21 protein-coding genes are annotated in these 16250 nt (G+C 64.7%); 7 read left to right on the top strand and 14 right to left on the bottom strand.

Translation table 11 applies throughout. The features are described from left to right. Positions 1 to 124 precede the first annotated feature (124 nt). The 3 genes from pqqA (at position 125) to DCM80_RS00395 (ending at position 1492) form a co-directional block, all read left to right on the top strand. Positions 125 to 205 carry a pyrroloquinoline quinone precursor peptide PqqA gene (gene pqqA / locus DCM80_RS00405; protein WP_012029362.1) on the top strand — a complete coding sequence of 27 codons (81 nt, stop codon included), beginning with the start codon at positions 125 to 127 and terminating at the stop codon, positions 203 to 205. A 24-nt stretch (positions 206 to 229) separates the two neighbouring features. Beyond that, a complete protein-coding gene (locus tag DCM80_RS00400) occupies positions 230 to 1135 on the top strand; it encodes a hypothetical protein (RefSeq protein ID WP_257195220.1) in 906 nt (301 codons plus the stop codon). 147 nt (positions 1136 to 1282) lie between these two features. Next, positions 1283 to 1492 carry a hypothetical protein gene (locus DCM80_RS00395; protein WP_028137791.1) on the top strand — a complete coding sequence of 70 codons (210 nt, stop codon included), beginning with the start codon at positions 1283 to 1285 and terminating at the stop codon, positions 1490 to 1492. Between the two features lie 9 nt (positions 1493 to 1501). On the opposite strand, the gene DCM80_RS00390 is transcribed toward DCM80_RS00395, so the two are convergent. Genes DCM80_RS00390 through DCM80_RS00375 form a run of 4 tightly spaced genes read right to left on the bottom strand, consistent with a single transcriptional unit; the run spans position 1502 to position 4355 of the window. Beyond that, on the bottom strand, positions 1502 to 1855 hold the full coding sequence (locus tag DCM80_RS00390) for a hypothetical protein (RefSeq protein ID WP_257195219.1): 354 nt from the start codon (positions 1853 to 1855) through the stop codon (positions 1502 to 1504). A 44-nt stretch (positions 1856 to 1899) separates the two neighbouring features. Then, on the bottom strand, positions 1900 to 2610 hold the full coding sequence (locus tag DCM80_RS00385) for an ABC transporter ATP-binding protein (protein ID WP_257195217.1): 711 nt from the start codon (positions 2608 to 2610) through the stop codon (positions 1900 to 1902). Beyond that, entirely contained in the window at positions 2600 to 3337 is a 738-nt protein-coding gene (locus DCM80_RS00380; protein ID WP_257195216.1) for an ABC transporter permease, read from the bottom strand. The genes DCM80_RS00385 and DCM80_RS00380 overlap by 11 nt, the downstream gene beginning before the upstream one ends. A 1-nt stretch (position 3338) precedes the next feature. Then, the gene (locus DCM80_RS00375) at positions 3339 to 4355 is read right to left on the bottom strand and encodes an ABC transporter substrate-binding protein (RefSeq protein ID WP_257198109.1); all 1017 of its coding nucleotides are present in this window, start codon (positions 4353 to 4355) and stop codon (positions 3339 to 3341) included. Between the two features lie 87 nt (positions 4356 to 4442). Between DCM80_RS00375 and DCM80_RS00370 the strand changes: the two genes are divergently transcribed. Next, positions 4443 to 4802, top strand: coding sequence for a hypothetical protein (locus DCM80_RS00370; RefSeq protein ID WP_028137786.1), 360 nt, complete (start codon positions 4443 to 4445; stop codon positions 4800 to 4802). Between the two features lie 166 nt (positions 4803 to 4968). Here the strand turns inward: DCM80_RS00370 and DCM80_RS00365 are convergent, their stop codons facing one another. Then, the gene (locus DCM80_RS00365; protein ID WP_257195215.1) at positions 4969 to 5787 is read right to left on the bottom strand and encodes a quinoprotein dehydrogenase-associated SoxYZ-like carrier; all 819 of its coding nucleotides are present in this window, start codon (positions 5785 to 5787) and stop codon (positions 4969 to 4971) included. Positions 5788 to 5924: 137 nt separating this feature from the next. Beyond that, positions 5925 to 6851 (bottom strand): quinoprotein relay system zinc metallohydrolase 2, encoded by a 927-nt coding sequence (locus tag DCM80_RS00360; RefSeq protein ID WP_257195214.1) that lies wholly within the window; start codon positions 6849 to 6851, stop codon positions 5925 to 5927. Positions 6852 to 6978: 127 nt separating this feature from the next. Here DCM80_RS00360 and DCM80_RS00355 point away from each other — a divergent pair, with 127 nt between their 5' ends. Together DCM80_RS00355 and DCM80_RS00350 are read left to right on the top strand one after the other, a co-directional pair. Then, positions 6979 to 7860, top strand: coding sequence for a substrate-binding domain-containing protein (locus tag DCM80_RS00355; protein ID WP_257195212.1), 882 nt, complete (start codon positions 6979 to 6981; stop codon positions 7858 to 7860). A 10-nt stretch (positions 7861 to 7870) separates the two neighbouring features. Beyond that, a complete protein-coding gene (locus DCM80_RS00350; protein ID WP_257195210.1) occupies positions 7871 to 8428 on the top strand; it encodes a PQQ-dependent catabolism-associated CXXCW motif protein in 558 nt (185 codons plus the stop codon). 152 nt (positions 8429 to 8580) lie between these two features. On the opposite strand, the gene DCM80_RS00345 is transcribed toward DCM80_RS00350, so the two are convergent. The 6 genes from DCM80_RS00345 to DCM80_RS00320 all read right to left on the bottom strand — a co-directional run bounded on the left by DCM80_RS00345 (position 8581) and on the right by DCM80_RS00320 (position 13612). Next, positions 8581 to 8880, bottom strand: a complete 300-nt coding sequence (locus DCM80_RS00345; RefSeq protein ID WP_257175797.1) for a copper-binding protein — start codon at positions 8878 to 8880, stop codon at positions 8581 to 8583. Positions 8881 to 9015: 135 nt separating this feature from the next. Continuing rightward, positions 9016 to 9624 carry a hypothetical protein gene (locus DCM80_RS00340; RefSeq protein ID WP_257195209.1) on the bottom strand — a complete coding sequence of 203 codons (609 nt, stop codon included), beginning with the start codon at positions 9622 to 9624 and terminating at the stop codon, positions 9016 to 9018. Continuing rightward, positions 9621 to 10469, bottom strand: coding sequence for an ABC transporter permease (locus tag DCM80_RS00335; RefSeq protein ID WP_257195207.1), 849 nt, complete (start codon positions 10467 to 10469; stop codon positions 9621 to 9623). The genes DCM80_RS00340 and DCM80_RS00335 overlap by 4 nt, the downstream gene beginning before the upstream one ends. Continuing rightward, positions 10466 to 11272 (bottom strand): ABC transporter ATP-binding protein, encoded by an 807-nt coding sequence (locus tag DCM80_RS00330; RefSeq protein ID WP_257195206.1) that lies wholly within the window; start codon positions 11270 to 11272, stop codon positions 10466 to 10468. The genes DCM80_RS00335 and DCM80_RS00330 overlap by 4 nt, the downstream gene beginning before the upstream one ends. Next, on the bottom strand, positions 11269 to 12237 hold the full coding sequence (locus tag DCM80_RS00325; RefSeq protein WP_028137777.1) for a YVTN family beta-propeller repeat protein: 969 nt from the start codon (positions 12235 to 12237) through the stop codon (positions 11269 to 11271). Before DCM80_RS00325 ends, DCM80_RS00330 begins: the two co-directional genes overlap by 4 nt. Positions 12238 to 12430: 193 nt before the next feature. After that, positions 12431 to 13612, bottom strand: a complete 1182-nt coding sequence (locus DCM80_RS00320; RefSeq protein WP_257195205.1) for an ABC transporter substrate-binding protein — start codon at positions 13610 to 13612, stop codon at positions 12431 to 12433. 60 nt (positions 13613 to 13672) lie between these two features. Here DCM80_RS00320 and DCM80_RS00315 point away from each other — a divergent pair, with 60 nt between their 5' ends. Continuing rightward, entirely contained in the window at positions 13673 to 14245 is a 573-nt protein-coding gene (locus tag DCM80_RS00315) for a DUF3280 domain-containing protein (RefSeq protein ID WP_257195204.1), read from the top strand. Between the two features lie 410 nt (positions 14246 to 14655). On the opposite strand, the gene fghA is transcribed toward DCM80_RS00315, so the two are convergent. Both fghA and DCM80_RS00305 read right to left on the bottom strand, forming a co-directional pair. Then, complete coding sequence (fghA, locus tag DCM80_RS00310; protein WP_257195203.1) at positions 14656 to 15501, bottom strand: S-formylglutathione hydrolase; 846 nt, start codon at positions 15499 to 15501, stop codon at positions 14656 to 14658. A 74-nt stretch (positions 15502 to 15575) separates the two neighbouring features. Then, positions 15576 to 16196 carry a response regulator transcription factor gene (locus tag DCM80_RS00305; RefSeq protein WP_018320706.1) on the bottom strand — a complete coding sequence of 207 codons (621 nt, stop codon included), beginning with the start codon at positions 16194 to 16196 and terminating at the stop codon, positions 15576 to 15578. Positions 16197 to 16250: the final 54 nt, after the last annotated feature.

The following is a 16250-nucleotide window of genomic DNA, read 5'->3' as shown; positions in this document are numbered from 1 at the left end:
AAATGCAGCCGCGAAGAATCGACACAGACGCGCTCGGCCGACGAATCGAGGCTTGAACTGCACCTGACGCAGCCCTAGGTTTTGCGCCGCGCGATGTCGCGCTCAATACCTTGGGAGACCCCGAATGGCTTGGAAAGCTCCGAAGATCGTGGAAGTGCCGGTCGGCATGGAAATCAACATGTACGCCTGCGCTGCGCGCAAGTAAGACTGACGACCTGCCGCGGCTTCGATGGCAAACGCTGTCGAAGCCGTGGTAGTGTCGGAAATGCGCGCGAGAGCCAACAGCTTCTGGAACATTGCTGCCTGCGCGGTCGTGCTTCTGCCGGAATGCGTCCGCGCCGAGGATGGCTTCGATACCGAGCACATCTTCGGCTTCATGATCGGCACCGATATCGGCAATCCCGGCGAGCGCGAATTCCAGAGCCAGACCACGGGGCGCTTCGGCAGGGGCGGCGGTACATATCGCGCCCTCGAGCAGGAATTCGAGATCGAAGTCGTGCCTTTGCCGAACGTCCGCATCGAGGTCGGCGGCACCGCGAGCTTGCACGACGTCACCGGCGTTCCCGATATCGACGACCGCCGCCAGTTCAATTTCCAGGGCGCCTCGCTCGATTTGCGCTACCGCCTGCTCGACCGCGCGCGTGCGCCGTTCGGCCTCACCATCGCCGGAGAGCTCCATGGCGACCGGATCGACGAGACCAGCGGCGCGAAAGGGCGGATGTACGGTACGGAATTCACGCTGGCGTTCGACCGCGAGCTCATTCCGAACTTCGCCATCGGCGCTCTCAACCTGATCTATCAGCCGGAATGGGAGCGCTTCGAGGTGGCGGGCGTGTCCGAGAGGAGCTCGACGATCGGGGCGGCGTTGGCTGGCCTGGTGCGTGCGCGGCCCAATGTGCTGCTCGGCGGCGAGCTGCGCTACTTCCGGCAATATGACGGCATCGGCCTTGGCGAGCTTTCGGGCCAGGCCCTGTTCGTCGGCCCGACCGCTTATTTCCAATTGTCCAACCGCTCACGCCTGACCATGAGCTGGAGCATGCAGACCTGGGGACGCCCGGCCGGATCGGGCGGAAATCTCGACCTCGTCAATTTCGAGCGCCATCAGGCCCGGATGGTGTTCGGGGTGAATTTCTAGGGCTTTCCCGGGCCCACAGGGGGAACGGGATCCGAGCCGTCCACCTGCAGTTCCCGCCAACTGCACCGGCAAATTGAAACTTCCCCCTCCATACACACCGTAGCTCTTTGTGATAGTCTTACGTCGTCCCCGTGAGAGGATCCCGGCATGAACGCGATTGACCTGGTGGTGACTGTGTGTGCGGTGCTCTCGCCTGCGACCTGCGAGGAGCAGCATCTGTTGTTCAACTATTCGGGGTCGCCTCGTCAATGCATGATGGCCGCGCCGCCCTATATCGCGCAATGGGTCGGTGAGCATCCGAAGTGGCAGGCGGTGCGGTGGCGCTGCGAATATCCGCACCCGAACGACAAGGCGTGAGGCGTCTCGCTACTTGGTGCAGTCCTTCAAATCCTTGTCGGCGATCGAGAACACTGCGTCGGCCCTGATCTCGATGTCGCGGACCACGCATTGACGTCCATTGGGATAGCCGACCTTGGCATCGTAGCGGCCGGGCTCGACGCCGGCGATGCGCAGCCGCTCGTCGTGGTCGACCTCCTTGTCCTTGTCGTTCAGGCACTGGTTCGGCCCCCAATCGGTCTTGCCGGCCGGTGAGAGCTGGAATCCGGAGATCGTCTCCGTGGTCAGGTTCCAGAGCCTGATGCCCTTGCCCTTGGCCTGCGCCAGTGCGGCGTTCGGCGCCGCAACCAGGAGGAGGCCGATCGCAATCAGCGTTCGCCGCATGGGTGAATCTCCCTCGATATATCTGTCCAGTTGACCACGCGTTCTCACTTCGATTCAAGCGGCAAGGCCGCGAGCTCGGCCCTGATGCGGCCGAGATCGGCTTCGCTGCGCATCGCGCGCGGAATGGCGATCGGCACCTCCTGCACGATATGCGCGGGGCGTGGCGACAAGACCAACAGGCGGTCGCCGAGCCGGATCGCATCGTCGAGACTATGGGTCACGAGCAGCGTCATCACCGGACGCCGCGCCACCAGCATTGCGATCTCGTCGCGCAACCGGCCGGCGAGGGCGTCGTCGAGCGAGGCGAGGGGTTCGTCGAGCACCAGCAGGTCGGGCTCGACGGCGAAAGCGCGCGCGAGCGCGACGCGCCGGGCAAGGCCGAGCGACAACTCGCCGGGAAAGTGGCTGCGATGCGCCTCCAGCTCCAGAATCCTGAACAGCTCCGACAGCTTCGCCTCGGTCACATCAGGCGCAGCCAGCCGCACATTCTGCTCGACCGAGCGCCAAGGCAGCAGCCGGGGCTCCTGGAACACCATTCCGATCCGCGCCTGCGGCGGCCGCGTGATATGGCCCCTGAAATCGTCATCGAGCCCGAGGATGATGCGCAGCATCGTGCTCTTGCCGCAGCCGGACGGACCGATGAGCACGCCGACCTCGCCGGGGCAAAGCGCGAACTTGAGCGGCGCGAGCACCTCGTGGGTCCCGCCCGCGGCACTCGTGAACGTCTTGCCCGTGATGTCGACCTCAAGCCGCACGGGGCCGCCACCGTGTTGTGCGGGCTTCGAACGGCTGCACCAGCAAAGTTTCGATCACGAGCACGACCGCGGCGAATGTCAGCGAATAGGCCAGCAGCCGGGGCGTGTCGAACAGCTGGAAGGCGACGCCGATCTCGAAACCGACGCCGTTCGGACGTCCGAGCAGCTCGGCGACCAGCACGATCTTCCACACCAGCGACAGCCCGGAGCGGGCGGCGGCCGCGATATAGGGTGCAAGCTGCGGCAGCACGACATGGCGGAATGCGCGCCAGCGCGGCATCGCGAACACGCTCGCCATCTCGTCGAGTGAGCGGTCGAGCGCGCGGGTGCCCTCGCGCAAGGTGACGACGGCGGTCGGCAACTTGTTGATGGCGATCGCCGCGATCGCGGCGGTCTCGGTCAGGCCGACCCAGATATAGGCCAGCACGATCACGACTAGTGCGGGCAGGTTGAGCAGCAGGATCAGCCAGGGATCGCCGAGCCGGTCGGCGAGCCTGACCCGTCCCATCAGGTAACCGATGGCGCTGCCGAGCGACATCGCCAGCACGAAGGCGAGCGCGACGCGCGCCAGCGTGGCGCCGAGATGCAGGAACAGCGCGCCGGATGAGGCTTCCGCAATCATCACCTCCAGCACTGCCGGCGGGGACGGCAGCTTCGCGCCGCCGACGAACAGCGCGGCAATCCACCAGGTCGCGAGGAGCAGGGCGAAGGAGAGAAGACGCAGCACCTCAGTCTCCGGGCACGGCGTGGTAGAACGTGCCGGGATCGAGCTCGGCCGCGGGGCCGACGAGATCTCGGCCACCGATCTCGGCCAGCACGCGATACAGCACGCGCGCGTCCTGTTCCTCCTCGGCGATGCTCCGGCGTGGAATACCGTCGCGATAGCGTTCGCGATAGGTCTTGAGCAGGGTGACATCGCTCGTGCCCGTTAGCGGTGCGATCTTGTCCCAGGCCGCATCCGAGCTGACCAGCAATTGCTTGGCCTTGCGGGTCATGGCGATGAAGCGCGCCACGGCGTCGCGATGGCTCGCGGCCCAGTTCTCGTCGAAGACGTAACCGACCGCGGAGACGGCGCCCTTGGCGCCTAGCTTCGGTAGAATGTCCTCGATGCCGGCGAGGCGCCTGAAACCCTTGGCTTCGAGCTGGGCACAGAAATTCCAGAAGTTGAGGCTCGCCTCCATCTCGCCGTCGAGCGCCTTGGCGGCGAGCAAGGGCGGTGCGCCATAGACGACGGTCGCCTCCGACTTCAGGTCGATGCCGTCCTGCTTCATGCGCGCCTGCAGCAGCAGCCAGCTCTTGTCGATCGCTCCGCCCGCGACGGCGAGCTTGCGGCCCTTCAAGTCGGCAAGCGATTTGATCGGCGATGACGCCGGCACCATCACCGCGCCGAGCGCACTGGAATAGGGATAGAAGGTGAGCTTGGCACCGAGCGCCCGCTCGCGCGACACCCACAGCCAGTCCGACAGGATGATGTCGGCGCTGCCTGCGCGCATCGCGATCTTGCCGGCCTCGGTGCTCGCGAGCTCGGTGACCTCCAGCGCGAGGCCGGCTTCCTTGTCGAGCCCGCTGGCGCGGATCGCGGCCAGCTCCCAGGAGAACGTTCCGGTTTTCTGCACCGCAAGGCGGATGGTCTCCGCGGCGCGGCCGGGTGCGGCCAGCGTCAGCGCCAGCGTCGCCGCGACCGCCAAAGGTCGACCAAGTGCCCTTATCAGGCCAAGTGCCCTTATCAGGCCAAGTGCTCTCATCACCTTGTGAGCCGTTTCCTCTGACAGAGTGCTTTTCAGGACAATAGGCATAGCATAGCTTCGATCGCAACCAGCGGGAGGATGCACATGAAACTGGCCGGACAGCTACGACCGATTGTCGCCGCATTGACGGTGCTGGCGGCGACGGCGTGCGTGGCGCAGGCCGAGGACGCCAACGATTATCCCACGTCGGCGCGCGCGGAGTACGTCTATGGCTGCATGAAGGCCAATGGCGAGAGCCGGCAATCGATCGAGCAATGTTCCTGCTCGATCGACGTGGTGGCCTCGATCATCCCCTATGAGCGCTATGTGACCGCGGAGACCGCGCTCAGCATGTCGCAGGTGCGTGGCAATCTCGGCGTCCAGTTCCGCACCTCGGAGCAGGCCAACACGGCAATGAACGATCTGCGGCGTGCGCAGGCGGAAGCCGAGGTGCGGTGCTTCTGAAGATTTCTTCCTTCTCCCCTTGTGGGAGAAGGTGGCGCGAAGCGCCGGATGAGGGGTATCTCTCCGCGAGCTCTTGTGCGGAGAGGTACTCCTCACCCGTCTCGCCGCTACGCGGCGATCCACCCTCTCCCACAAGGGGAGAGGGAATCAGAGCAAGCGTCACGAACTAAGTCCCCGGCTTCTCGACATCCCATTCGTTGCGGAACACGTGTCCTTCCGTGTCCCTGGCTTCCGCGCGAAAACGCTTGGCGCCGTTGGAGACGTAGGTGAAGCGCAGATTGGGATCTTCCGAGATCGAGATGCCGCCTTCCATCGACAGCACGGGGCTGTCGTCCTGCGTCAGCTTCAGCTGGTTGATGAAGAAGGCGGGAATATAGAGCTGCGTGACCTGGTCCATCTGCAGGCCGGAATTGTTGGGATGGCCGATCATGATCTGCGCTTCGCGGACGCGGCTCGCCAGCGCCTCCTCGCGCGCGAATTGCCGGTAGCGCATCTTGCCGAGCCGGCCGTCGGCTTCCTCGACATTCTTTCCCGCCGGCGCCGAGCAGCCGCCGGAGGCTTTCACGTAGACCTTCGAGACATAGAGCTGGCCGTCGCTGAGCTCGGCCACCGCGTGGACGTCGGTGTAATTGTTGACGCGCACGCGCGTCGAGATCTCGGTGACATTGGCATCGGCGCCGAGCTCGAATTTCGCCGCCATCGGCGCCGGGTTACGGTCGATCACGAGCGTGATCGAGCGGATGCGTCGGCTGTCTGCGGGCGACAGCTTGCTGCGCAGGGTCACCGGCACGATCGCCGCGTCCTCGGCGCGATACGGCATCTCGATGCCGATGACGGCGCTGCCGTCATTCATCGGCCGGCCATTGAAGATGTCCTGCACCAGGCCCGGCCAGGGATCGTAGGCTTCTTCGGCCTGCACCGGCACGGCAAAGGCGATGCCGAGCAGTGCGGCGATCAGGGGCAGGCGGCGTGTGCATCCCGTCATGGTCATGGTCCTCCGAGACAGCGAAGCTGATCTCGTTCTCCGAGGCAGCGAAGCTGGTCTCGTTTTCTGAGACAGCGAAGCCGATCTCGTCCCCGGATGTCAGCGAAGCCGATCTCCTGCGCATGTTAGCGCGCTGGCTACTCCCATTCAATTTCCGAGAATGCTGCAGTTGCGTTCCGGGCGTTGTAATCGCCGAACAGCTCCCAGCGCGGTCGCTCCTCGGCAGCCGCCTTGTCGGCGGCGGCCCGGATCGGCTCGCCTTTCTTGTTCGAGGCGCGGACGTCGGACAGCAGCGTTGACAGGTAACGCCGTTCGTCGGCCAGCGCGGCGGGCCAGTCGCTCACGGGGCCGTGACCGGGAACGACACGCTGCGCCGGCATCGCCTCCAGCTCCTTCAACGTGTCGAGCCAGCCGCGGATGCTGCCGTCCATGACCGGAATGTGGCGGAGAAAGACGAGGTCGCCTGCAAACAGGGTCTTGGTCGTCTCGTCGTACACGGTGACGTCGTTGTCGCTATGTCCGGCCCGCCAGCCACGCAAGGTCAGGCGACGCGACCCGAGATGGAGCGTCATCGTGTCCGAAACCAGGAGGGTGGGAGCAATGATCCTCACGGGATCGATCAGCTCGCTGCCCATGATGCGGCGAAAATTGTCGAGATAGTGAGGCCCGCGCGTCGCGAGCGCCTGGGGCAGCTTGCCATGGCCGACGAAGCTTGCGCCTGTGGTGGCGAAGGCCGCGTTACCGAAGACATGGTCGGGGTGGCCGTGGGTGTTGATGACATAGCGGATCGGCTTGGGCGTACGGGCCCGCACCGCCGCCAGCAGGGCCTCGCCTTCGCGCACGCTGCCGCCAGTGTCGATGACAGCCACGGCATCATCGCCCACGATGAAGCCGACATTGGCGATGTCGCCCTCGTTCTCACGGCTCATCAGGGCAATGGCCCCGGAGTGTACGAAGATTCCCGGCGCGACTTCGCTCACAGGCAATTCGGCCGCCCCGGCCCGTGCTAGCGTTGCTGTCCCCAGCAGGGACAAGGCTGCGATCACTCGAGCGATGCGAGACACTTTTCCGCCTCAGTTCAAAGGATGGCCTGCATTGCACTGCAACAAAGGAAACCCAGCAGGGTTTGGCAAAACATGGCGCGTCATGCGTTGCATGGATAGCATTCAAACAAAACGAGGAGGAAGCGCGATGACGGAGGCCGGACGACATCGTCGCTGGTTGTTTTCACTGTGGGCCCTGGTTGCATCCTGCGCGCTCGCCGATGTCGCCGTTGCGCAGACCAATGACAGCGGCGACCTCTCGTTCGAACTGGTCGACCCGAACGTGCTGCGCGTCTGTGCCGATCCACGCAATCTGCCGTTCTCGAACGAAAAGGGCGAGGGCTTCGAGAACAAGCTGGCCGAGCTGTTTGCGGACAGGCTCAAGAAGAAGCTCGACTATGTCTTCTTCCCGCAAGCCACGGGCTTCGTGCGGATGACGCTGGGCGCGCATCGCTGCGACGTCATCATGGGCTTTCCGCAGGGCGATGACGTCGTGCAGGGCACCAATCCCTATTACCGCACTACCTATGCGCTGGTCGCCAAGACCGGCAGCGGTCTCGACGGCGTAGATTCGCTGGAGGATCCGAAGTTGAAGGGCAAGCATGTCGGCATCGTCGCCGGCACCCCGCCGGCGACCAACATGGCCATTGCCGGCCTGATGAGCAGTGCAAAACCCTATCCGCTGATGGTCGACACGCGCTACGACAATTCGGCGCAGGCCATGATCGACGACCTCGCGGCCGGCAAGATCGACGCCGGCGTGCTGTGGGGTCCGATGGCCGGCTACTACGCGAAGAAGGTCGGCTCGCTTCATGTCACGCCGCTGGTCAAGGAGACCACGGGGCCGAAGCTGGTCTATCGCATCGGAATGGGCGTGCGTCCCGCCGACCAGAACTGGAAACGGCAGCTCAACAAGCTGATCCAGGAGAACCAGGGCGAGATCAACAAGATCCTGCTCGACTTCGGCGTTCCGCTGCTCGACGAAAGCGATCGGCCGCTCAATGCAGAGACGGCCAAGAAAACGCCGTGAGGCAGGCGCCATGAGGCGGCTTCGCGCCGTTGTGCTCGTCGCTGTCGTGCTGGCAGCGCCGGTTCAGGCGCAGCAGCAGGAGCCGTTCGAGCCCGAGAATTATCGCGCCGACAATTATCGCGCGCCGGTGCCGGCGACGCTGGCCGGCGGGCGGGTGTTGACCACGGCGGCAGCCGAAGCGATCTGGCGCGCCAAGAGTGGCGTGTTCATCGACGTGCTGCCGCGCCCACCGAAGCCGAAGAATCTTCCGGAAGGCACGGTGTGGCGCGATGCGCCGCGCAGGAATATTCCGGGCAGCGTCTGGCTGCCGGATACCGGCTACGGCACCTTGCCGCCGGCCATGGATGACTATTTCCAGCGCGGGCTCGCTCGTGTCTCGGGCGGCGACAAGGCCGCGCTGCTGGTGATCTATTGCCTCGCCGATTGCTGGATGTCCTGGAACGCCGCCAAGCGCGCGCTGGCCTATGGCTATTCCAACATCGCCTGGTACCCCGACGGCACCGACGGATGGGAGCGGGCCAAGCTTCCGACAGAAGAGTCGCAGCCTGAACCGCGGCCGGAGCAGTAGCGACTGGATGGCGACGGCAGCTCGAGATCCAAAGCGCGGCGCTACTCTCTCCACGTCATTGCGAGCGCAGCGAAGCAATCCAGGGTCCCTCCGCTGAAGGACCTGGATTGCTTCGTCGCAAGAGCTCCTCGCAATGACGGTGCAGCCGAGTCCTACTGCTTCTGCAACTTGGTCAGGGTGCCGGTGCCGTTATTGTCGGTCGCAGAATAGTTCACCCTGTCGCCGGCATGAACGGCGTCCAGCATCGCGGCGTCCTTGGCCTTGTATTCCTGGAGCGCGCCGGCACTTCCGGTGCTGGCGCCGACCGTGCCCTTCTGCGTCTGCTGGATCGAGATCGTGCCGTTGAGCCGATCGATCCGCATCACCATGCCGGTCATGTCGTCAGCAACAGCGCTGGTTGCGAGCAGGCTGAGGGCCGCAGCGCCCGCCCAGATAAACTTGGTGGTTCCCATCGAGGCCTCCCGACGTCCTGGAGTTCACTTCGACAAGCCATCCTAGATCGATTTGGTTCCGCCGGATAGCCGCGGCGAGGGTTAACGATCTGACGCTATCGCGGGAACTTACGACTGCCGTCAGGGAAGCTGACGCTATTCCATCTCCTGCTGAATCACGCGGCCGAGCGCGAACAAACGCTGGTCGATCGTGGTTGGAACTTCGCAGACGAACCGCACGACCTTGTTGCGGTCCTCGAAAATTCGGGTCTTCCAGATCAGCTCGTTGCTGAGCGCCTCGACCTTGGCCTCGTCCCGCGGCGTGGCACCCTGAAGCGCCTGGAGCTGGATTGCCTCCTCGCGGATCTTGTCGGCGGCCTCGCGCTGCTTGCGGCTGACGCGTTCGAGCCCGTTCATGACCTGCGAGCGCTGGGCGTTGAGGGTATCGAACAGGCCGGCGAAAAGCAGCTTTGCGTTGGTCGTCTTGTCGGCGGAAGAGGCAGCCAGGAAGTCCTTCACCAGCTTCGCGGCCTCGTCCATCGGGGTCTTGCGCGCCGACAGCTTTGCGACCAGTGCGGTGATTTTCGCGTCGTTCTTCCACCTGGTCTCGGCGTCGTCGAGCGCGGGCCCCGCCCAGACGGCGGCGAGCGAGATCTCCGGCACCTTGGCCTGCGTGCACGGCCAGTTGGGGTAGCGCGGATCGGCCGCGCGGGCGACCGTGCCCGACAGCGCGAGCGCCACAACAGCCATCGCCAGAACCTTCATCCTTCGCCTCCTGCGGGCCCCCGTCGCGCCAGCCCACGCGAGGGATCATAGGCTAGAATTGCACCGATCATGAAGACGATTGTGCAAGCTGTGACCACCGCCAGCGCGATCCAGTTGATCTGCCCGTAGAGTGCAAAACGTATCAGCTCGACCGCATGGGTGAACGGATTGGCCTCGCAGAGATAGTACAGATAGGGACTACCCTCCTGAACCCGCCAGAGCGGATAGAGCGCGGAGGAGGCGAAGAACATCGGAAAGATGACGAAGTTCATGACCCCGGCAAAGTTCTCCAGCTGCTTGATCCCGGAGGAGATCAGCATGCCGAGCGAGCCCAGCATCAGCCCGGACAGGATCAGCGCCGGCAGCACGGTGAGATAGCCCGACGACGGCGGGGTGATGTCCCAGAACCAGGCGATCAGAAGGAACGCATAGACCTGGACCAGCGACACCGCGGTCCCCGCCAGCAGCTTGCAGAACAGCAGGAACCCGCGCGGCAGCGGGCTCACCAGCAGCGTGCGCATGTTGCCCATCTCGCGGTCGTAGACCATGGACAGCGAGGACTGCATGCCGTTGAAGAGCTGGATCATCGCCATCAGTCCGGGCGCGATATAGACCTCGTAGAGGATGTAGGTCTCGTAGGGCGGGATGATGGAGATACCGAGCACCTGGCGAAAGCCGGCGGCGAAGATGAACAGCCAGACCAGCGGCCGCACCAGCGCCGAGACGAAGCGCTCGCGCTGATGCAGGAAGCGCAGGCCCTCGCGCCAGACGATGCCGGCGAGACAGGTCATGTACTCGGCGAATGAGAAGCCACGCGAGGCCTCGCGCGCCGTGATGCTGCTCATGCGCCGCCTCCCGGCATCGCTTGCGCACCGGTTAGGCGCATGAAGGCGGTGTTGACGTCCTGCGCGCCGGCCTCCGTGACGACGCGGCTCATAGGCCCCCGCGCCAGCACGTTGCCCTGGTGCAGCACCACGAGGTCGTCGCTGGGCATGATCTCGTCGAACAGGTGCGTGGCCCAGAGTACGCCGATGCCTTGCTCCGTCACGAGCTGGCGGACCTGGCCGATGATGTCGGCGCGCGCCTTGACATCGAGGCCGACCGTCGGCTCGTCGAGCAACAAGAGCCGCGGCCGGTGCAGCAACGCACGCGCGATCTCCAGCCGCCGCATCTGTCCACCCGAGAGATCGCGCACCTTGCTGCCGGCGCGCTCTTCCAGCCCGATGCGGCCAAGCAGCTCGGCGCTGCGGGCTGCGGCCTCGCTCCGGCCGATGCCGTGGAGTGCGGCGTGATAGAGCAGGTTCTGCGTCAGCGACAGGTCGAGGTCGAGCGTGCGCGGCTGGAACACCACCCCCAGCAGCCGGAGCGCCTCGCCGGGACTCTTGCTGATGTCGTGACCGAAGATGACGACACGGCCGGACTGGATGCCGAACAGGCGCGTGATGAGCGAGAACAGCGTGCTCTTGCCGGCGCCGTTGAGGCCGAGCAGGGCCGTAAAGCTTGCCGGCTGCACATCGAAAGAGACGTCGATCAGCGCCCGGCGCGCCCCATAGGCATGGCTGACGCCGTCGATCGACAGCGCCGGCACCGCCGCCGTCTCCAGCCTCGGCGCCTCCTGTGGTTCGGGACTCGGCGCAGGGCTGGTCATGGCGCGATCGCGACGCCCCAGGGCAGCTCGCCCACCTGAATGGTCTTGATCACCTTTTGCGCGGCGACGTCGATGACCGACACGTCGTTCGAGACGCCGTTGGTGGTCAGCAGATATTTTTCATCGGGCGTGAACGCCATGTGCCAGACCCGCTGCCCGACCAGCAGGTATTTCGTCACCTTGCGCGAGGCGACGTCGACCACGGCGATGCGGTTGGCCGGTCCGAGCGCGACGAAGGCGGTCTTGTCGTCCTTGGTCATGCCGATGCCGACCGGCTGGATCGCCTCTTTCCGCAGGCCCGGAATCTCGAACGTGACCTTGCCGATCACCTCGTGCTTCCTGGGGTCGATGATCGAGACGGTGCCGCCGATCTCCGAGGATACCCACACTTCGGACGAATCGTGCTTGAATTCGGCATAGCGCGGCCGGGCATCGACCAGCACGTTGGCGACGATCTGGCGCGTGGCCGTGTCGATGAAATGCGCCATGTTGGTGGTTTCGGAGGTGTTGATCAGCGTCTTGCCGTCGGGGCTGATGGTCATGCCCTCGGGCTCGACGCCGACCTGGATGTCGCCGAGCCGGGTACGCTTCTCGAGATCGATCACGGTCACCGTGTTGTCGTTCTCGTTGGCGACGTAGAGGGTTTTTCCGGCCGCATCCTGGGCGAACAGTTCAGGATCGGGGCCGGAGGGCAGGCTGTCGACCACGACTTGCGTCTTGGCGTCGATCACCTGGATGGTGTCGTCGTCGCCGACCGCGACCATCACGAACTTGCCGTCGCGCGTAAAATCGATGCCGCGCGGGCGCTGACCGACCTTGATGGTCTTGGTCACGGTCCAGCTATCGGTGTCGATCACCGAGACCGTGTTGCTCTTCTCGTTCGAGACATAGGCAACGAAGGCCTGCGCGGGCGCTGCCGCCAGCGCCAATCCGGCGAGAAGCCCAACACGCCACATGCGTGGCATTCCGCTGCGAATTGGTTTCACCTCCCCCGCTTGCGGGGGAGGTCGCATCGCATCGTAAGATGCGATGCGGGTGAGGGTTCTCTCCTCTTGGGGGCTCTGGCGAGCCGAGACACCCTCTCCCCAACCCTCCCCCGCAATCGGGGGAGGGGGCGCAGCGTCGTCGCGGTGGCAGCTCGATCTCATCTCACATCGCTCACTTCAATTTGCATTTGCTCTCCGGACGATCATAGCCGAGCGTGTCGAGTTCGGAGACCTGGTGCAGGAACCCTTCCTGCGGCGAGACCGACACCACCATGCGGCCGTCGACCAGGAGGATCGGCTGGCGCAGCTGCAAATTCCAGTCGCGCAGGGTCAATCGCGTGCCCTTGAAGGCCGCGACGGAGAAATCCGGAGCCTTGATGAAGTCCGTGACCTTCTTGACGTCACCTGAATTGGTGCGCGAGGTGGCTTCCCCGATCATGCGCACCGCGGTCCAGGCCTGCATGTCGCGCGCGGTCATGCGCCGCGAATTCAGCTTCATGAAGCGGTTCTGCATCTGGATCGCGCCCCACTGGTCCTGCGATGCGTCCCAGCTGCGCGGCACGAGGCCGGCCGAACCGGCGACGGGGCGCGGATCCCAGGTGCGATAGGGCAGGTAGGAGCCGAACACCTCGCTCTCGTCGGCAGCGACCAGCACGTCGTAGGCCGGCGCGCCTTGCGTGAACACCGGCATCTGACGCTGGATCAGCGTGACGCCGCTGTCGGTGCGCCGCGCGCCGCCCTTGTCTTCGAAGGTCTTCTCCTGCACGATCTTGGCGCCGAAGCGTGCGGCGGTGCGCCGCAGCGCGTCGGCAAACAGCTTGTCCTCGTCGTGCGAGCCGACCACCAGCAGCCAGCGCGACCACTTCTTCCAGACCAGATATTGCCCGAGCGCATCGGCCAGCATTGCGCGCGTCGGCGCGGTGTGGATCACGTTGGCGCGGCAATCGGCCTCGCGCAGCCGCTCGTCGATCGCCCCCGCATTGAACAGCAGCGTGCCGCGCTCGCGCAGGGCATCCGAGACTTTCAACAGCGCATCGGCCGGCAGGTCGGCGATGATGAAGCCGTTCTTCTCTGCCAGCGCGGTCGCGGCCTGCACCGGGTCGTCGCCTTCCTTGACGCGGCGCTCTTCCAGCGCGAACCGCTGGCCGAGGAATTTTCCGGTGGTGTTGTTGTCATCGATCGCGAGGCGGGCGCCGGCGAGGCCGTCATTCTCCGCGGGCTGTTCGAGCAGCGACAGCGTCGATCGGGGAGCGGCGAGGCCGAGATAGCCGACGCCGATCAGGACAGGCTCCGCCGCGAGCGCGCTCGTCGCAGCAAGGCCAATGCCGATCAGACCGGCCAACCATCGGATCATGTTTCCTCCGGACGATCTCCCCGGCTTGACCCCAGGTGGAGAATTGTCTCTGCTTCAAGCATGACCAATTTGTCAGGGCATGCAACCCCGCATTTCGTCCGCGCGCTGGCGGCGTCCGGCATCACGATCATGCGAGCATCGATGATGGCCGCCGCTTTGCTGTTGACGCCTTCGGTCGCGCGCGCCGACCCGCCGAAGCTGGCTGTGTTCGATTTCGAGCTGATCGACACCAGCCTGCCCGGGGAGTTCTACGGCTCCAGGCCCGAAGAAGCGCGGCTCCTGCGCATCAGCGAGCAGCTCCGCAAGGAATTGACCGATTCCGGCAGGTTCCAGGTGCTGGACATCGCGCCGGTCAGGGACGCCGCCCGCCGCGCCAACTTGCAGGCCTGCGGCGGCTGCGATCTCAAGCTCGCCGGGCAATTGGGAGCGGAGCTCGAGATCACCGGCATGGTGCAGAAGGTCTCGAACCTGATCATCAACCTCAACGTCTACCTGCGCGATGTGAAGACCGGCGCCATGATCACCGCGGCGAGCGTCGACATGCGCGGCAATACCGATGAAGCCTGGACGCGCGCGATGAGCTACCTGATCCGCAACCGCTTGCTCGCGCCAAATTACGGACGGCAGGAGTAGAATATTCTCTCGGCGAAGTGAAAATCGTAGGGTGGGCAAAGGCGCAACGCGCCGTGCCCACGATTCATCAATGATCGAGAGAAATCGTGGGCACGCTTCGCTTTGCCACCCTACGAGGCTGTGAATCTTTTGTACCGCGCGTCGGGCGAATGTGATTCTCTGGGCAGACTGATCTGCTGGAGAGAATGATGGCTGACGACGGACTTTTTGGCGAATTGCCGGAGCAGTCGGCACACCGGCTCGCAAAAGCATAGGCAGCACAGCCATACCCGACATCCGATACCGATGTCCTGACATCAACGGGACCGGCGCTCACCCCACTTTGATGTCAAATGCCCAAATGGCTCACAGGCTCTACGATACTGCGCTCGCGGAGAGATAACTCTCATCACGAGGGGAGAAGAAAGCGATCACCCCTTCAGCTTCTCCGCATGCCAGTGCAGGTGATCGCCCATGAAGGTCGAGATGAAATAATAGCTGTGGTCGTAGCCCGCCTGACGCCGCAGCGTCAGCGGGATGCCTGCCTTGGTGCAGGCGGCTTCGAGCAGCTCCGGCTTGAGCTGCTCCTTCAGGAAATTGTCGGCCTCGCCGACGTCGACCAGGAAGCCGGAAAACTTGGCGCCGTCCTCGATCAGCGCCACCGTGTCGTGGCCGCGCCAGGCCTCCTTGTGCGGTCCGAGATAGCCGGTCAGCGCCTTGATGCCCCAGGGCACGAGCGAGGGCGCCACGATCGGCGCGAACGCGCTCGCCGCGCGATAGCGGTGCGGATTGCGCAGCGCCACCGTCAACGCGCCGTGACCGCCCATCGAATGACCCATGATGGATTGCCGTTTGGCGTCGACGGGAAAATTTCCCGCCACGAGCTTGGGCAGCTCGTCCGTCACGTAGCTCCACATCCGATAATTGCGTGCGAACGGCTCCTGCGTGGCGTCGACATAGAAGCCGGCCCCGAGCCCGAAATCATACGCATTGTTCGCATCGCCGGGAACGTCCGGCCCGCGCGGTGAAGTGTCGGGCGCGACGAAGATCAGGCCGAGCTCGGCACAGGCCTTGCGGAACTCGCCCTTCTCGGTGACGTTGGCGTGCGTGCAGGTGAGGCCGGACAGGTACCAGACCACGGGCAGCTTCGCGCCTTCGGCATGCGGGGGAACGTAGACCGAGAACACCATGTCGGTTCCGGTCGCCTGGCTCGCATGGCGGTACACGCCCTGCACGCCGCCGTAGGATTTGTTGGTCGAGACAGTCTGAATCGTCATGCCCTAGCTCCGTGGCATCTCACCACATCAACATTGCAACGCTTGTGTGAGCGAAAGTGTGGCGGCGGCCCGCGTCAGGCGACACCGCTGTCGATCGCCAGCCGCACCAGCTCGACCGAGGTCTTCACCCCGAGCTTCTGGCGCATGATGGAGGAGGTGTTGGCGACCGTCTTGTACGACGATTGCACCAGCCAGGCGATCTCCGACAGGCTCTTTCCGGCGCTGAGCAGCCGCAGAATCTCCATCTCGCGCGCGTTCAGCTTCGACAATGGGCTTTGCGCCAGCGTCGGCCCGGCGAAGGCGATGCTGCGCGCGATCGCGCTCGGCAGGTACGTGCCGCCGCCGCCGACGGCGCGGATCGCCTCGACGAGGTCGTCGGGATCGCCGGTCTTGGAGACGTAGCCCTTGGCGCCGCATTCGATTGCGCGCGCGGCGAAGGCCGGGTCGTCGTTCATGCTGAACATGATGATGCGGGCCTCGGGCGCGCGTTCGAGAATGCGGCGCGCGAGCTCGAATCCGGAGACGGTCGGCAAATTGATGTCGATGATGCAGAGGTCGGGACGTTCGACGATGAAGACGCACTCGCCGTCTTCGGCGTCGGCGGCCTCCAAAATCTCGATCTCGCCCTCGTCGGCCAGCACGGCGCGACAGCCGGAGGCGACGATGGGATGATCATCCACGATCAGAATGCGCATAGGCGTTCCCCGTGACAGCGTTTCCTGCGACGAACTTGCCTGCTCTGCGCCGCA

The organism is Bradyrhizobium sp. WBOS08, assembly GCF_024585125.1.
In the GTDB taxonomy this organism is placed as follows: domain Bacteria; phylum Pseudomonadota; class Alphaproteobacteria; order Rhizobiales; family Xanthobacteraceae; genus Bradyrhizobium; species Bradyrhizobium japonicum_B.
The sequence above is the reverse complement of the archived record's forward strand: the minus strand, read 5'-3'. Positions and strand labels throughout refer to the sequence as shown.